Source organism: Nocardioides luteus, assembly GCF_000960475.2.
GTDB classification, from domain to species: Bacteria; Actinomycetota; Actinomycetes; order Propionibacteriales; family Nocardioidaceae; genus Nocardioides; species Nocardioides luteus_A.
Map to the genome: position 1 here is coordinate 66,467 of NZ_JZDQ02000022.1, position 13,848 is coordinate 80,314.

17 protein-coding genes are annotated in these 13,848 nt (G+C 68.4%); 7 read left to right on the plus strand and 10 right to left on the minus strand.

Features of this window, described 5'->3' with window-relative positions; all coding sequences use genetic code 11:
- The first annotated feature begins 44 nt into the window (after window positions 1-44).
- The 3 genes from UG56_RS16280 to UG56_RS16290 are packed head-to-tail and all read left to right on the plus strand — an operon-like array spanning window position 45 to window position 2,319.
- Window positions 45-923, plus strand: coding sequence for a carbohydrate ABC transporter permease (locus UG56_RS16280; RefSeq protein WP_177191494.1), 879 nt, complete (start codon window positions 45-47; stop codon window positions 921-923).
- Window positions 924-928: 5 nt separating this feature from the next.
- Entirely contained in the window at window positions 929-1,111 is a 183-nt protein-coding gene (locus tag UG56_RS16285) for a hypothetical protein (protein WP_045549958.1), read from the plus strand.
- A 29-nt stretch (window positions 1,112-1,140) separates the two neighbouring features.
- Window positions 1,141-2,319 (plus strand): NosD domain-containing protein, encoded by a 1,179-nt coding sequence (locus UG56_RS16290; protein WP_045549959.1) that lies wholly within the window; start codon window positions 1,141-1,143, stop codon window positions 2,317-2,319.
- A gap of 66 nt (window positions 2,320-2,385) precedes the next feature.
- Here UG56_RS16290 and UG56_RS16295 read toward each other — a convergent pair whose 3' ends face one another.
- The 8 genes from UG56_RS16295 to UG56_RS16330 all read right to left on the minus strand — a co-directional run bounded on the left by UG56_RS16295 (window position 2,386) and on the right by UG56_RS16330 (window position 9,136).
- Entirely contained in the window at window positions 2,386-2,721 is a 336-nt protein-coding gene (locus UG56_RS16295; protein WP_045549967.1) for a metal-sulfur cluster assembly factor, read from the minus strand.
- 125 nt (window positions 2,722-2,846) lie between these two features.
- Window positions 2,847-3,299 (minus strand): Fe-S cluster assembly sulfur transfer protein SufU, encoded by a 453-nt coding sequence (gene sufU, locus UG56_RS16300; protein ID WP_045549960.1) that lies wholly within the window; start codon window positions 3,297-3,299, stop codon window positions 2,847-2,849.
- Window positions 3,299-4,552 carry a cysteine desulfurase gene (locus UG56_RS16305; protein WP_045549961.1) on the minus strand — a complete coding sequence of 418 codons (1,254 nt, stop codon included), beginning with the start codon at window positions 4,550-4,552 and terminating at the stop codon, window positions 3,299-3,301. The genes sufU and UG56_RS16305 overlap by 1 nt, the downstream gene beginning before the upstream one ends.
- 1 nt (window position 4,553) lies before the next feature.
- Window positions 4,554-5,312, minus strand: coding sequence for a Fe-S cluster assembly ATPase SufC (sufC, locus tag UG56_RS16310; RefSeq protein WP_045549962.1), 759 nt, complete (start codon window positions 5,310-5,312; stop codon window positions 4,554-4,556).
- Complete coding sequence (sufD, locus tag UG56_RS16315; RefSeq protein ID WP_045549963.1) at window positions 5,309-6,490, minus strand: Fe-S cluster assembly protein SufD; 1,182 nt, start codon at window positions 6,488-6,490, stop codon at window positions 5,309-5,311. Before sufD ends, sufC begins: the two co-directional genes overlap by 4 nt.
- Window positions 6,490-7,908: a Fe-S cluster assembly protein SufB gene (sufB, locus tag UG56_RS16320; protein ID WP_008357130.1), complete on the minus strand. Its 1,419-nt coding sequence runs from the start codon at window positions 7,906-7,908 to the stop codon at window positions 6,490-6,492. Before sufB ends, sufD begins: the two co-directional genes overlap by 1 nt.
- On the minus strand, window positions 7,905-8,639 hold the full coding sequence (locus UG56_RS16325; protein WP_045549964.1) for a helix-turn-helix transcriptional regulator: 735 nt from the start codon (window positions 8,637-8,639) through the stop codon (window positions 7,905-7,907). The genes sufB and UG56_RS16325 overlap by 4 nt, the downstream gene beginning before the upstream one ends.
- Window positions 8,640-8,755: 116 nt before the next feature.
- Window positions 8,756-9,136, minus strand: a complete 381-nt coding sequence (locus tag UG56_RS16330) for a hypothetical protein (protein WP_143055069.1) — start codon at window positions 9,134-9,136, stop codon at window positions 8,756-8,758.
- Window positions 9,137-9,205: 69 nt separating this feature from the next.
- On the opposite strand from UG56_RS16330, the gene UG56_RS16335 reads away from it, so the two are divergent.
- Complete coding sequence (locus tag UG56_RS16335) at window positions 9,206-9,811, plus strand: methyltransferase domain-containing protein (RefSeq protein ID WP_045547811.1); 606 nt, start codon at window positions 9,206-9,208, stop codon at window positions 9,809-9,811.
- A gap of 40 nt (window positions 9,812-9,851) precedes the next feature.
- On the opposite strand, the gene UG56_RS16340 is transcribed toward UG56_RS16335, so the two are convergent.
- Together UG56_RS16340 and UG56_RS16345 are read right to left on the minus strand one after the other, a co-directional pair.
- Window positions 9,852-10,322 carry a PPOX class F420-dependent oxidoreductase gene (locus UG56_RS16340; protein WP_045547810.1) on the minus strand — a complete coding sequence of 157 codons (471 nt, stop codon included), beginning with the start codon at window positions 10,320-10,322 and terminating at the stop codon, window positions 9,852-9,854.
- Window positions 10,288-10,929, minus strand: a complete 642-nt coding sequence (locus UG56_RS16345) for a glyoxalase (protein ID WP_045547809.1) — start codon at window positions 10,927-10,929, stop codon at window positions 10,288-10,290. The genes UG56_RS16340 and UG56_RS16345 overlap by 35 nt, the downstream gene beginning before the upstream one ends.
- 247 nt (window positions 10,930-11,176) lie before the next feature.
- Between UG56_RS16345 and UG56_RS16350 the strand changes: the two genes are divergently transcribed.
- From UG56_RS16350 to UG56_RS16360, 3 genes are read left to right on the plus strand one after another with little or no spacing between them, the layout of a single operon-like run.
- Window positions 11,177-12,139 (plus strand): ABC transporter ATP-binding protein, encoded by a 963-nt coding sequence (locus tag UG56_RS16350; protein ID WP_256206678.1) that lies wholly within the window; start codon window positions 11,177-11,179, stop codon window positions 12,137-12,139.
- A complete protein-coding gene (locus UG56_RS16355) occupies window positions 12,132-12,917 on the plus strand; it encodes an ABC transporter permease (protein WP_045547807.1) in 786 nt (261 codons plus the stop codon). Before UG56_RS16350 ends, UG56_RS16355 begins: the two co-directional genes overlap by 8 nt.
- On the plus strand, window positions 12,914-13,813 hold the full coding sequence (locus UG56_RS16360; protein ID WP_045547806.1) for a COX15/CtaA family protein: 900 nt from the start codon (window positions 12,914-12,916) through the stop codon (window positions 13,811-13,813). The genes UG56_RS16355 and UG56_RS16360 overlap by 4 nt, the downstream gene beginning before the upstream one ends.
- The last annotated feature ends 35 nt before the right edge of the window (window positions 13,814-13,848 follow it).

A 13,848-nucleotide genomic window follows, 5' to 3' on the forward strand; every position in this document is an offset into this window, starting at 1 on the left:
GTGCCCCGGTGGTCGAGAACGCCATGACCCGCAGGGGCAGGACGATGAGCGGATCCCCGACGCCGACGCCGGCGCCCAAGGCGACCGCTGGCCGGCGGATGCGACGGCCAGCCATCCTCATCAGCGCGGCGGCGTACCTCATCACGTTCCTCGTCGTGCTGCCGATCCTCTGGATCACGCTGCTCTCGTTCCAGCAGAGCGACACGATCCTGTCGGACCCGTTCTCGCTCGACTCGCTGATCCTGGACAACTACCGCAACGTGCTCGAGACGCTGCCCCTGGTGCAGATGTACGCGAACACGATCATCATCGCGCTGGTGTCGGTGACCATCGGCACCGCCGTCTCGTTCATGGTCTCCTTCGCACTGACCCGCATGGTCTTCCGGCGGCGAGGCACGCAGTCCTTCCTCCGCTTCTACCTGCTCTCCGGCCTGGCGGTTCCGGTCTACGTGCTGCTGTTCCCGGTCTACCGCCTCGACCTCGCGCTGGGGATCTACGGGACCTATCTCGCCGTGATCATCCCCTACGTCGCGGTCTCGATCCCGTTCAACACCCTCCTGCTGACCGGCTTCCTCCGGGACTTCCCGAGCGAGCTCGAGGAGGCAGCGATCATGGACGGCGCCGGACTGTTCCGGATCTGCTGGTCGGTGGTCCTACCGGCCATGCGTCCGATCCTCGCCACGATCGTCATCTTCAACGTGGTCTACGTCTTCAACGAGTTCCCGTTCGTCTCGATCCTGATCAACGACCCCGACCTGGCCACCGTGTCCCTCGCCGTGTCCCGGTTCCAGGGCCAGTACACCGTCGACTACGGCGGCATGATGGCGGCCGCAACGCTGGTCCTCCTCCCCCAGCTCGCCATCTATGCCGTCTTCCAACGCCACGTGATCGCCGGCCTCACCGCCGGTGCAGTGAAGGGATGAAGCACATGGATACAGCCGGTCCCGCAGCGCACGCGGTCGAGCCCGCGGTCACCCGCCGTCAGCTGCTCGCCATCGCCGGCGCCGCCACCATCGCCCTCTCGCCGGTCGCCGCCATCGCTGTGCCGGGACCGAGCGCCGCCGCCCCGGCCGGTCCTCCGGCGTACGACGCCATCGTCGGCCTCCTCTGACAAGCCCCCACCGAAGACAGGACACCACCATGGCAACGACCGTCTACGACGTCACCACCTTCCCCGCGAGCGTCTCGCCGAACACCGACATCGGCCAGGTGATCAACGAGATCATGGCCGACATCCACACCCGGCAGTCCGGGCAGACCAGTCGGCCCGGAGCCGTCATCTACATCCCGCCCGGCCACTACACCCTCGCGACGACGGCGGTGATCGACCGCAGCTTCATCACCATCAAGGGCTCGGGGCACGGCTTCCTCTCCGAGGCCATCCGCGACGACGTGGACCACTCCGCCTGGACCGAGACCCTCCCCGGCTCCAGCCATGTCCAGATCGCCAACGCGAACCAGGTCGGTTTCCTCGTCGACAAGAGCGGTCTGCCCGGCGCCAACGGGCGGCTCAACTCGGTCGTCTTCCAGGACTTCTGCATCGACGGGGTCAGCAGCTCCAAGCCCTACACCGGCACGAACGGCAACGGGAAGGTGGGGATCAAGGTCCAGTTCGACTCCGACGCGCTCCGCGTCGAGGGGATGGGCTTCGTCTACCTGCAGGAGGCGGTGACGATCAGGAACGCCGACGCCTACAGCGTCACCAACAACTTCATCGGCGAGTGCGGCAACGGCATCCGGATGATCAGCGGATCGATCGTCGGCAAGATCACCAACAACTACATCGTGACGCCGTGGGGCGGACACTCGATCTTCATCGAGAACGTCGAGAACTGCCTGATCAGTGGCAACAGCCTGCTGTGGGGCGCCCGGATCCAGTTCAAGGGTGTCGACCGCGCCGTCATCACCGGCAACAAGCTGGTCAGCAACTTCTCCGGGATGATCGTGCAGGAGACCACCTGTCACGAGCATCTGATCAGCGCCAACCACTTCCGCCGGATCTTCGGGGACGGTGGCCCGGCACCTCAGGACGACCTGTACGGCATGATCCACCTCAACGGCAACGACAATGCCGTCTCGTCCAACCTCTTCTCCTTCAACGTCCCCGCCGGAAGCGTCGTCCCGTCCGGCGCGACGCCCACGGTCGTCCTCGTGAAGAGCGGTGCCCGCAACTTCCTCTCGAGCAACCAGCTGGCCTCCAACATCGCCGTGCGCCACGTCGTCGACGCGAGCGCGACGAGCACCAAGGTGCTGTGGTCGGGAACCAGCAGCCAGCTGCAGGACCTGGGCTCGGGCACCGCACTCGTCGCGACGCCCTGAGGTCGAAATGACGAGGAGTCCTGAGGTCACCAGGTGACCTCAGGACTCCTTCGTCGGGACGAACCCTCAGACGTTGAACCCGAGCGCGCGCAGCATCTCGCGGCCGTCGGGGGTGATCTTGTCCGGGCCCCACGGCGGCATCCAGACCCAGTTGATGTGCACGTCGTTGACCATGCCCTCCAGCGCGGTGGCGGTCTGGTCCTGGATGACGTCGGTCAGCGGGCAGGCGGCCGAGGTCAGGGTCATGTCGATGACCACGTTGGAGTTGTCCTCGATGTGCAGGCCGTAGATCAGCCCGAGGTCGACGACGTTGATGCCGAGCTCCGGGTCGACGACGTCCTTCATCGCCTCCTCGACGTCCTCGATCTTCAGGCTCGCGCCCTCGACCGTGGACGTACGCATCCCCTGCCACTCCGGGGCCTCGTGACCGTGGCCATGGCCGTGACCCGAGTGGTCGTGACCGGCGTGGTCGTGACCCGTGTGGTCGTGACCCGTGTGGTCGTGTGTGCTGTGGTCGGTCTCAGTCATCAGTTCTCCTCAGCGAGGGTCTTCGCGGTGGCGTCTTTCCACGCCATCCACGAGAGCAGCGCGCACTTGATCCGGGCGGGGAACTTGGCGACGCCGGCGAAGGCGATGCCGTCCTCCAGAATGTCCTCGTCGGGCTCGACCTGGCCCTTGCCCTGCATCAGCCGCAGGAACTCCTCGTGGATGGTCATCGCCTCATCCACGGTCTTGCCGACGACCAGGTCGTTGAGCACCGAGGCGGACGCCTGCGAGATGGAGCAGCCGAGGGCGTCGTAGGAGATGTCCTCGATCTTGCCGCCGTCGACGTGCACCCGCAGGGTGATCTCGTCGCCACAGGTCGGGTTGACGTGGTGAACCTCCGCCTCGAACGGGTCGCGGAGACCCTTTCCGTGCGGGTTCTTGTAGTGATCCAGGATGATCTCCTGGTACATCGCTTCGAGGTTGGCGGCAGTCATCACTGGTCCAACTTGAAGAACGTGCGTACGTATTCCAACCCCTCGACCAGCGCGTCGATCTCGGCGGGCGTGGTGTAGAGGTAGGACGACATCCGGTTGGAGGCCTGTACGCCGAACCGCTGGTGGGCCGGCTTGGCGCAGTGGTGCCCGGCGCGGATGGCGACGCCCTTGGAGTCGAGGACCTGCGCCACGTCGTGCGGGTGCACGCCGTCGAGCTCGAAGGCGATCGCACCGCCGCGCTTGGCCGCGTCGGCCGGGCCGAGCACGGTCACGCCAGGGACGGTCGCGAGACGCTCGAGCGCGTAGGTCGTGATCGCCTGCTCGTGGGCGTGGACGTTCTCCATGCCGACGTGCATGAGGTATTCCAGCGCCGCCCCGAGACCGACGGCCTCGGCGATCGGCGGGGTGCCGGCCTCGAACTTGTGCGGGATCGGAGCGTAGGTCGACCTCTCCATCGTCACGGTCGCGATCATCTCGCCACCACCGAGGAACGGCGGCAGCGCCTCGAGCGCGGCGCGACGGCCCCACAGGACGCCGATACCGGTCGGGCCGACGACCTTGTGGCCGGTGAAGACGAGGAAGTCGGGACGCTCCTCCTCGGCCATCGAGGCCAGGTCGATCGGCAGCACCGGGGCGGCCTGCGCGGCGTCGACGACGACCAGCGCGCCGACCTCGTGGGCCTTGCGGGCGATCTCGGCGATCGGGTTGATCGTGCCGAGCATGTTGGAGACCCAGGTCAGCGCGACGATCTTGGTCGCCGGCGTGATCAGCTCGTCGATGTTCGACAGGTCGAGCTGACCGTCGTCGGTGAGCCCGAACCACTTCAGCGTCGCACCCGCACGCTGCGTGGCGAGCTGCCACGGAACGATGTTGGAGTGGTGCTCCATCTCGGTGGTCACGACCACGTCGCCGGCGGCCAGCGGCACGGTGTTGGCGACCAGGTTGAGACCCTCGGAGGCGTTCTTGGTGAAGATCACCTCGTCACGCTCGGGCGCGCCGAGGAAGCGCGCGACGATGTCGCGCGCCCCCTCGAACGCCTCGGTCGCCTCGGCACCCAGGTGATGCATCGCCCGGGCGATGTTGGCGTTGTGCCGCTCCAGGTGGTCGACCATCGTGTCGATCACGATCTGCGGCTTCTGCGAGGTGTTGGCGCTGTCGAGGTAGACCAGCGGGGTCTCGCCGCCGTCGAAGGTGCGCTCCAGGATCGGGAAGTCCTTGCGGACCAGATCCAGGTCGGGCAGCAGACCCTTCATGTCAGACTCCTGCCGTGACGTACTTCTCGTAGCCGTTGGCCTCCAGCTCCTCGGCGAGCTCGGGGCCGCCCGACTCCGCGATCCGGCCGGCGACGAAGACGTGCACCTGGTCGGGCTTCACGTAGCGCAGGATGCGCGTGTAGTGGGTGATCAGCAGGACCGACTTGGCCTCACGGGCGCGGAAGTCGTTGATGCCCTCGGAGACCACCTTGAGCGCGTCGATGTCGAGGCCGGAGTCGATCTCGTCGAGCAGCGCGAAGGCCGGGTCGAGGATGTCGAGCTGGGCGATCTCGTGACGCTTCTTCTCACCGCCGGAGAAGCCCTCGTTCACGCTCCGCTGCGAGAAGGACGGGTCCAGGTGCATCTTGTTCATCGCACCGTTGACGTCCTTGACCCACGTACGCAGCTTGGGGGCCTCGCCGTCCAGCGCCGTCTTCGCGGTGCGCAGGAAGTTGGCCACGCTCACGCCGGGGACCTCGACGGGGTACTGCATCGCGAGGAAGAGACCCGCCTTGGCGCGCTCGTCGACCGACATCTCCAGGACGTTCTCACCGTCGAGGGTGACGGTGCCGCCGGTGATGGTGTACTTCGGGTGGCCGGCGATCGAGTAGGCAAGGGTCGACTTGCCCGAGCCGTTGGGGCCCATGATCGCGTGGGTCTCGCCCGAGTTGATGGTCAGCGTGACGCCCTTGAGGATCTCCTTGGGACCGTCCTCGGTCTCGACAGAGACCTGCAGGTCCTTGATCTCCAGCGTGCTCATGCGTTGTCCTTCGTGATAAGCGTGTTGATGTTCTTGGCGAGCTCGGCCTCGACCGTGCCGGTCAGCTTCTCCTCGAGCTCGGGGACGCCGATCTGGCGGATCAGGTCGTTGAAGAAGCCGTGCACGACCAGGCGCTTGGCCTCGGTCTCGGAGATGCCGCGGCTCTGCAGGTAGAAGAGCTGCTCGTCGTCGAAGCGGCCGATCGCCGACGCGTGACCCGCGCCCTCGATCTCGCCGGTCTCGATCTCCAGGTTGGGCACGGAGTCGGCCCAGGCACCGTCGGTGAGGATGAGGTTGCGGTTCTCCTCATACGTCTCGATGCCCTCGGCCTCCTTGCGGATCAGCACGTTGCCGATCCAGACCGCGTGGGCCTTCTCGCCCTGCAGTGCGCCCTTGTAGACCACGTGGGACTTGGTCTTCGGGGCGGTGTGGTCGACGAAGAGGCGGTGCTCGATGTGCTGGCCCTCGTCGGCGAAGTAGAGGCCGAGCGACTCCACGGAGCCGCCGGGGCCGGCGTACTCCGCCGAGAAGTCGTGGCGCACGACGTCGCCGCCGAAGCTCACCGAGACGTGCTTGAGGTTGGCGTCGCGGCCGACCTTGGCGTGCTGGGTGGAGAGGTGGACGGCGTCGTCGGCCCAGTCCTGGACCGAGACCACGGTGAGGTCGGCGCCGTCCTCGACGACGATCTCGATGTTGTCGGCGACGACGGCGGAGCCCTCGAAGACCAGCACGACGGTCGCCTTGGCGAACTTCTCCGCGACGATCACCGCGTGACCGGCACCGGCCGTCTCCGAGCCGGTGCCGTGGTGGCGGATCACGGTCGCGCCCTCGATCACGGTGTCGGTCGGGATCCGCACGACGGTCGCGCCGGTGCTGGCCGCCCAGGCCCGCGCCGAGACGCGGTCGGTCGGGACCAGACCCGAGGAGCCGCGTACGGCATCGTCGGCCGCCACGGTCTCGACGGTCACGCCCGCGGCCGCCTCGACCTCCACCTTGGTCGCACCGTCGGCGAAGGGCGCCGAGTCGTGAATGCCCTTGAGGCGCTTGAGCGGGGTGAACCGCCAGATCTCCTCGCGACCCTTCGGCACCTCGTGCGCCTCGACGTCGAAAGAGCCTTCGGGGTGGAGGTGGGACTCGACCTTGTCGAGCTCCAGGGCCTCCTGCACAGCTGCGGTCATCAGCCGACCGCTCCTTCCATCTGCAGTTCGATCAGGCGGTTGAGCTCGAGCGCGTACTCCATCGGGAGCTCCTTGGCGATCGGCTCCACGAAGCCGCGCACGATCATCGCCATCGCCTCGTCCTCGGCCATGCCGCGGGACATCAGGTAGAACAGCTGGTCGTCGGAGACCTTCGAGACCGAAGCCTCGTGGCCCATCGACACGTCGTCCTCGCGGATGTCGACGTAGGGGTAGGTGTCGCTCCGGGAGATCTGGTCGACCAGGAGCGCGTCGCACAGCACGTTGGACTTGGAGCCGTGGGCGCCCTCGTTGACCTGGATCAGGCCGCGGTAGGACGTGCGGCCGCCACCGCGGGCCACCGACTTCGAGAGGATGCTCGAGGAGGTGTTCGGCGCGGCGTGCACCATCTTGGCGCCCGCGTCCTGGTGCTGGCCCTCGCCGGCGAACGCGATCGAGAGCGTCTCGCCCTTGGCGTGCTCACCCATCAGGTAGACCGCCGGGTACTTCATGGTCACCTTGGAGCCGATGTTTCCGTCGACCCACTCCATGGTCGCGCCCTCCTCGCAGACGGCGCGCTTGGTGACCAGGTTGTAGACGTTGTTCGACCAGTTCTGGATGGTCGTGTAGCGAACCCGGGCGTTCTTCTTCACGATGATCTCGACGACCGCGGAGTGCAGCGAGTCGGACTGGTAGATCGGCGCGGTGCAGCCCTCGACGTAGTGAACGTAGGAGCCCTCGTCGGCGATGATCAGGGTGCGCTCGAACTGGCCCATGTTCTCGGTGTTGATCCGGAAGTAGGCCTGCAGCGGGATGTCGACGTGGACACCCTTCGGCACGTAGATGAAGGAGCCACCCGACCACACCGCGGTGTTCAGCGCGGCGAACTTGTTGTCGCCGACCGGGATCACCGTGCCGAAATACTCCTGGAAGATCTCCGGGTGCTCCTTGAGTGCGGTGTCGGTGTCGAGGAAGAGCACGCCCTGCTGCTCCAGGTCCTCACGGATCTGGTGGTAGACGACCTCCGACTCGTACTGAGCGGCGACACCGGCGACCAGACGCTGCTTCTCCGCCTCCGGGATGCCCAGCTTGTCGTAGGTGTTCTTGATGTCCTCGGGCAGGTCCTCCCAGCTGGTGGCCTGCTTCTCCGTGGACCGCACGAAGTACTTGATGTTGTCGAAGTCGATGTCCGAGAGGTCCGAGCCCCAGGTAGGCATCGGCTTGCGGCCGAAGAGCTTGAGGCCCTTCAGGCGCAGGTCGAGCATCCACTGCGGCTCCGACTTCTTGCCGGAGATGTCGCGCACGACGGCGTCGTTGAGACCGCGCTGCGCGGCGGCACCAGCGACGTCGGGATCGGCCCAGCCGAACTCGTACTTCCCGATGCCCTTCAGCTCGGGGTTGAGCTCCTCGATGGAGGTCATGTCGTGACCTGCTCCTTCTTCTTCGAAACTTCGCCGGACCCGGAGGACCCGGGAGGGATGTGCGTCGTGCAGACTCCGTCGCCGTGGGCGATGGTGGCCAAGCGTTGTACGTGGGTGCCGAGCAGCTTGGCGATCGCCTCTGTCTCCGCCTCGCAGAGCTCGGGGAACTCCTGGGCGACATGGGCGACCGGGCAGTGCTGCTGGCACAGCTGCTCACCCGCGTCATGACCGTTGATCAGCGGCAGCTCCCTGACGGAGGCCGCATAGCCGTTGGCCGTGAACACGTTCGCAAGCACCTGCGCGGGGCTGAGGTCCGTCTCGCCACCTGCGGCGATCCGGTCCAGTCCCTCCTTGATGAACGCCGCGCGACGCTCCGCGAATTCCCGCACGCCGTCCTCGCCGGCCACCTCGGAGAGGAACCGGAGCGCCTCGACCGCCAGGTCGTCGTACTTCTTCTCGAAGCCGTCGCGACCCTGGTCGGTGAGCGCGAAGAGCTTGGCCGGACGGCCTCGCCCACGCGTGGACGCGGTGCGCGGCTCACGCTGCTCCACCGCCTCCTCCTCGGCCAGGGCGTCCAGGTGGCGCCTGACCGCGGCCGGGGTGAGGTCGAGCCTCTTGGCCAGCGTCGCAGCCGTCTGCGGACCGTCGACGAGCAGCGAGCGAGCCACCCGCTGACGGGTGCTCTCCTCGCTGGTCTCTGCAGGCTGCAGAGTGGTCTCGTCGAATTTCACAACACCATTGTGACGTTATTCCCCAACGCGATTCAACGAAGGCAACCCTTACTTGCCCGCGGGGCCGCGAGAACGTGTCGTAGGTCACCGCCGCGTCCCGCCCGGCGGATCGCCGCTCAGCCCGTCGGCATCCCGTCGAGCGTCGGGGAGGCGAGGGCGGCGACGCCGACGTAGACGGTGTCGGGCGGCAGCCAGCGGGTGCCGCGGTCGGAGCGGAGGACCGCGCGACCGCGCTCGAGGTCGAAGATGCCGACCCGGGTGCGGCCACCGGAGCGCACGACCGCCACCTCGCCGCGCCTGGGCCGGCGGGGGTTGATCACCAGGTCGGACCCGGGCGGGAGGCCGCGGGAGGTGAGATGGGCGCCGACGAGACGGTGGACCTGCATCGCGTCTTCCGGCGCAGGCGCAGGGCGTCTCGCGGGCGCCGACACCGCACCGAGGGCCACGTCGAACGGCAGCGGTACGTCACGCCGGGACGCGCCGCCAGTCGATCTCATGTTCGAAAGCGTACCGGTCGGCGACGGTACATGGAACCGTCCGGCCGCCGGTCGGAGAGACTATGGCCCATGACCGTCAACGACCCCACCGACTGGGAGAGCGCCTACGTCCGTGGCACGACCGGCTGGGACCTCGGCGCTCCCCTGGCCTACATCGAGGAGGACGTGGCACTCTTCGGCGAGCCCGGCACCGCCTTCGCGCCGGGCGCCGGCCGCGGGCACGATGCGGCGGGACTGGCTGCTGCCGGGTGGCGTACGACGGTCGTCGACATCTCGCCCACGGCGGCCGCGCACGCAGCCGAGCACTACCCGGACCTCACCTACGTGGTCGGCGACGCCCTCGACGTCGACGTCGTCCTGGAGGCGACCGGCGGGCCGGTCGACCTGATGTGGGACCACACCTTCTTCTGCGCGCTGCCGCCCGCCTGGCGCGGCCGCGTCGGCGACCTGGCGCGCGCGGTCGTACGCCCCGGTGGCCGGGTCGCGTCGGGGATCTTCCCCGTCGACCGTCCGCGCGAGGAGGCAGGCCCACCGTGGACGTACGTCCCCGAGGACATGACCCGCGCCCTCGGCCCCGACTTCGCCCTGGTCCATCTCTCCGAGCCGCGCCGGCTGAACCCGCGGCTGCCCTGGAGCCACCGGCTGGGGATCTGGCAGCGCTCCTCAGGGTTGTGAAGCCGAGGGTGGCCTATAGGCCACCCTCGGCTTCACAACCTCAGGCCAGGCGCGCGGGGAAGCCGCCGGTGGCGACCGGGCCCCAGCGCTTCGGGGTGATCCGGAGGAGGGACTTGCCCTGGTCGACCATGGCCTGGCGGTACTCGTCCCAGTCGGAGTGCTCACCGGAGATGTTGCGGAAGTAGGTGACGAAGGCATCCAGAGCCTCGGACCCCGCGGTCGCGTCGAGCACCTCGGCCTCGCCGTCGACCTGGACCCAGGCGCCGTTCCACTCGTCCGACAGGACCATGACGCTGACCTGCGGACGCTTTCGGGCGTTGCGGGTCTTGGCCCGCTCGGGATAGGTCGCGATCACGATCCGCCCGTCGTCGTCGACGCCGCCGGTGACCGGCGAGAGCTGTGGGGACCCGTCGGCTCGGCTGGTCACCAGGATCATCTGGTGGCGGGGACGTACGAACTCCAGGAGCCCCTCGAGATCAACGGTCGTGTTCGTCGCGATCGTGCGTGCCATGGTCACCAGCCTGCCAGGTGAACCCGTCCGGGTCGGTGAAGGCCTCGCTGCCGCCACCCAGGACGATCCCGTACGCAGCGCCCGGGTCGAGCGCGACGCCGGTCTCCTTCTCCAGCGCGTGCCGGGGGTAGATCGCGAGCTGGACGGCTCCGGGGGCGGCCTCGAACTCGGCGTACTTGCCGCCGAAGCTCCGCTTCACGCCCAGCCCGCGCTCGGCGTAGAACCGCTTGCTCGCCTTGACGTCGGCGACGCCGAGGAGCAGGACGATGTCGTCGATCTCGCGGGTGGCCGGGCCGCGGTCCTTCTTCGCCGAGGTCGCGATCTTCCAGACCGAGCCGTCGGGGGCCTGGACGATGCCGCCGTAGCCCCAGAAGGACTTCTCCACCGGCTTGAGCGAGGTGGCGCCGGCGGCGAGCGCCGAGTCGACCAGGCTGTCGACCGTCGAGGGCTGGCCGACGACCAGCGAGATCGTGAACGGCCGGCCGGTGCCGGTTCCCGGGCCTTGGCGTACGGAGATCTGCTCGGTCAGCCCGAAGGCCTTCTCGTAGAACGCCCGGGCGTCCGTGGGGTCGGTGGCGTCGAGGGTGATGGTCTCAAGAGTGAACATGTCTCGACCCTAGGAATCCGGGGGCCTGGGGGGCTTCTCGATTCCTGACCGCCTTGTCTGTTGATCTCCTGAGCAGAAATTGTTTCTGAGACACCGCGTCATGGCCCCGGGGGCATCGCGTCTCATCCCCGCGTTGGCCGTCCTTCGGTGGGAGTTGGGCGGCCAACGTCCTGATAGACGGCTAAGAATCACCAGGATCAGACCTACGCGATTGGGCCCCTGGCGTGCGCCTTCTTAGACTGCCGCCGTGGAATCTTCCGTCGCCAGGCCTGCTGTCGAGGTACGCGACCTGCGCATGACCTACGGCGACAAGACCGCCGTCGACGGACTCTCGCTGAGTGTCGCCGAAGGCTCGATCACGGCCGTGCTCGGACCCAACGGCGCCGGGAAGACGACCACCCTGGAGACGTGCGAGGGCTATCGCCGGCCCCAGCAGGGGACGGTGCGCGTGCTCGGGCTCGACCCGATCGCCGACCGCAAGCAGCTGCTCCCCCGGATCGGGGTGATGCTGCAGGGGCAGGGCGCCTGGAGCGGCGTACGTGCCATGGAGATGCTCAAGCACATCGCCCGGCTGCACGCCCATCCGCTCGACGTCGACTACCTGGCCGAGCGGCTCGGGCTGGGCGAGTGCGGTCGCACCCCCTACCGGCGGCTCTCCGGCGGGCAGCAGCAGCGGCTCGGGCTGGCGATGGCGCTGGTCGGCCGCCCGGAGCTGGTCTTCGTGGACGAGCCGACCGCCGGGATGGACCCGCAGGGACGGCGTACGACCTGGGAGCTGCTGCGCGAGCTGCGCACCGACGGCGTCACCGTCGTGCTGACCACCCACTACCTGGAGGAGGCCGAGGAGCTGGCCGACCAGGTGCACATCATCGACCGCGGCCGGATGATCGCCTCGGGCAGCCCGCTCGAGCTCACGCGCGGTGGCGCGACCGCCACCGTGCGGCTGGTCGTGACCAAGCCGTTCCCGCCCGGCGCCCGCGAGTCTCTGCGCCAGGCGCTCGGCGAGGACACCGAGGTCACCCTGCTCGACGAGCGGTCGATGCGGGTCACCGGCAAGGCCGACCCGACCACGCTCGCCAAGGTGAGCCGTTGGTGCGAGGAGAACGAGGTCCTCCCGGAGTCGCTGACCCTCGGTCGCCGCTCCCTGGAAGACGTCTTCCTCGATCTCACCGGAGAGCTCCATCTCACGGACGGAGTCGAACATGTCTGAGGCAGGCGTCTTCACCCCGATGCCCGGCGGCGCCCCGATCACCCGGCAGGTGGTCGCGCAGGCGCTGATGGAGGCCAAGCTGATGCTCCGCAACGGCGAGCAGCTCCTGCTGGCCGTCGTGATCCCGGTGATGGTGCTCATCGGCGGCGTCACCGCCGGCAACGCGATCGACCTCGACCTCGGCACCGACCGCGCCCTGGTCGACATCCTCACCCCCGGCGTCCTCGCGCTGGCGATCATGTCGACCTCGTTCACGAGCCTCGCGATCGCGACCGGGTTCGAGCGACGCTACGGCGTGATCAAGCGGCTCGGCGCCTCCCCGCTCCCCCGGACCGGCCTGCTCGCCGGCAAGGTGCTGGCGCTGGGCTGCGTCCAGCTCGTGCAGCTCTTCATCATCGGCGGCGTCGGCCAGATCCTCGGCTGGACGCCGGCTGCGGGCTTCGGCACCGTCCTCGCCTTCTTCCTGGCCATCGCGATGGGCACCCTGGCCTTCGCCTCGCTCGGGCTCTTCGTCGCCGGCGTACTGCGCGCCGAGGCGACCCTGGCCGCGGCCAACCTCATCTACCTGCTCCTCCTCGCCGGCGGCGCCGTGGTGCTGCCCCTGACGGCCTACGGCGCCTACGGCGGCGTCGCCCACTGGCTGCCGTCGGGCGCGCTGGGAGAGGCGGTACGCATCGCCTTCCTCGACGGCGTCCCCGCCTGGCGAGACCTCGGCGTGCTCCTGATCTGGGCCGTCCTCGGCTCGACCCTCACCGCTAGGACCTTCAAGTGGGAATGACGACCACCGAACCCTCCACCGCTCCGGGTCCCTCGGCCCGGGACAAGGTCCTCGCGTGGCTCCGCGCGCACGCGTTCGGTCTGGCGATCGCCAACCTCGTCGCCAACATCGGGATCGTGGTGACCGGCGGCGTGGTCCGGCTGACCGGCTCCGGCCTCGGCTGCCCCACCTGGCCCAAGTGCACCGAGGAGTCCTACGTGGCGCACGAGGCGCTCGGGATCAACGGTGTCATCGAGTTCGGCAACCGGCTGCTGACCTACGTGCTGGCCGCGATCGCGATCGCGGTCGTCGTCGCCGTGTGGAACCGCCGTGGCGTCGTACGTCGCCTGGCGATCGTGATCGCGCTCGGCATCCCGCTCCAGGGTGTGATCGGCGGCATCACGGTCCTGACCCAGCTCAACCCCTATGTCGTCGCGCTCCACCTGCTCGCCTCGATGGCGATGGTCGGCCTGTGCGTCTGGCTGCTCGACGAGCTCCGCTCCCCCGTGCGTGAGGTCGCTCCGCGCAGCGTCCGCGTCGCCGCCCTGGTCACCCTCGCCGTCGGCTGGCTCTCGCTCTGGCTCGGCACGGTCGTGACCGGCTCCGGTCCCCACTCCGGCGACCTCAACTCCCGGCGTACCGGTCTCGACCCGGCGCTGGTGTCCCACCTCCACGCCTACGCCGTCTACGCGCTCGTCGCCGCGACCCTGGTCACGCTGTGGCTCGGCCGCAAGCACGCGTACGTCCGCAGCGTCACCATCGTCCTGCTGGTCATCGAGCTGGCCCAGGGTCTGGTCGGCTGGGTGCAGTACCTCACCGACCTCCCCGTCATCCTGGTCGGCTTCCACATGCTCGGCGCCGCCCTGATCTCTGCCGGCCTCGCCCGCGTCCTGGTCTCCACCCGCGCCCACGCCTGACCCGCCGAGGCGTCGCCTACGTCGGCCGAAGCGTC

Coding starts and splice junctions, on each gene's coding strand:
- UG56_RS16280 (WP_177191494.1), top strand. CDS start 45: ATGAGCGGATCCCCGACGCCGACGCCGGCGCCCAAGGCGACCGCTGGC.
- UG56_RS16285 (WP_045549958.1), top strand. CDS start 929: ATGGATACAGCCGGTCCCGCAGCGCACGCGGTCGAGCCCGCGGTCACC.
- UG56_RS16290 (WP_045549959.1), top strand. CDS start 1,141: ATGGCAACGACCGTCTACGACGTCACCACCTTCCCCGCGAGCGTCTCG.
- UG56_RS16295 (WP_045549967.1), bottom strand. CDS start 2,721: ATGCGTACGTCCACGGTCGAGGGCGCGAGCCTGAAGATCGAGGACGTC.
- sufU (WP_045549960.1), bottom strand. CDS start 3,299: ATGACTGCCGCCAACCTCGAAGCGATGTACCAGGAGATCATCCTGGAT.
- UG56_RS16305 (WP_045549961.1), bottom strand. CDS start 4,552: ATGAAGGGTCTGCTGCCCGACCTGGATCTGGTCCGCAAGGACTTCCCG.
- sufC (WP_045549962.1), bottom strand. CDS start 5,312: ATGAGCACGCTGGAGATCAAGGACCTGCAGGTCTCTGTCGAGACCGAG.
- sufD (WP_045549963.1), bottom strand. CDS start 6,490: ATGACCGCAGCTGTGCAGGAGGCCCTGGAGCTCGACAAGGTCGAGTCC.
- sufB (WP_008357130.1), bottom strand. CDS start 7,908: ATGACCTCCATCGAGGAGCTCAACCCCGAGCTGAAGGGCATCGGGAAG.
- UG56_RS16330 (WP_143055069.1), bottom strand. CDS start 9,136: ATGAGATCGACTGGCGGCGCGTCCCGGCGTGACGTACCGCTGCCGTTC.
- UG56_RS16335 (WP_045547811.1), top strand. CDS start 9,206: ATGACCGTCAACGACCCCACCGACTGGGAGAGCGCCTACGTCCGTGGC.
- UG56_RS16340 (WP_045547810.1), bottom strand. CDS start 10,322: ATGGCACGCACGATCGCGACGAACACGACCGTTGATCTCGAGGGGCTC.
- UG56_RS16345 (WP_045547809.1), bottom strand. CDS start 10,929: ATGTTCACTCTTGAGACCATCACCCTCGACGCCACCGACCCCACGGAC.
- UG56_RS16355 (WP_045547807.1), top strand. CDS start 12,132: ATGTCTGAGGCAGGCGTCTTCACCCCGATGCCCGGCGGCGCCCCGATC.
- UG56_RS16360 (WP_045547806.1), top strand. CDS start 12,914: ATGACGACCACCGAACCCTCCACCGCTCCGGGTCCCTCGGCCCGGGAC.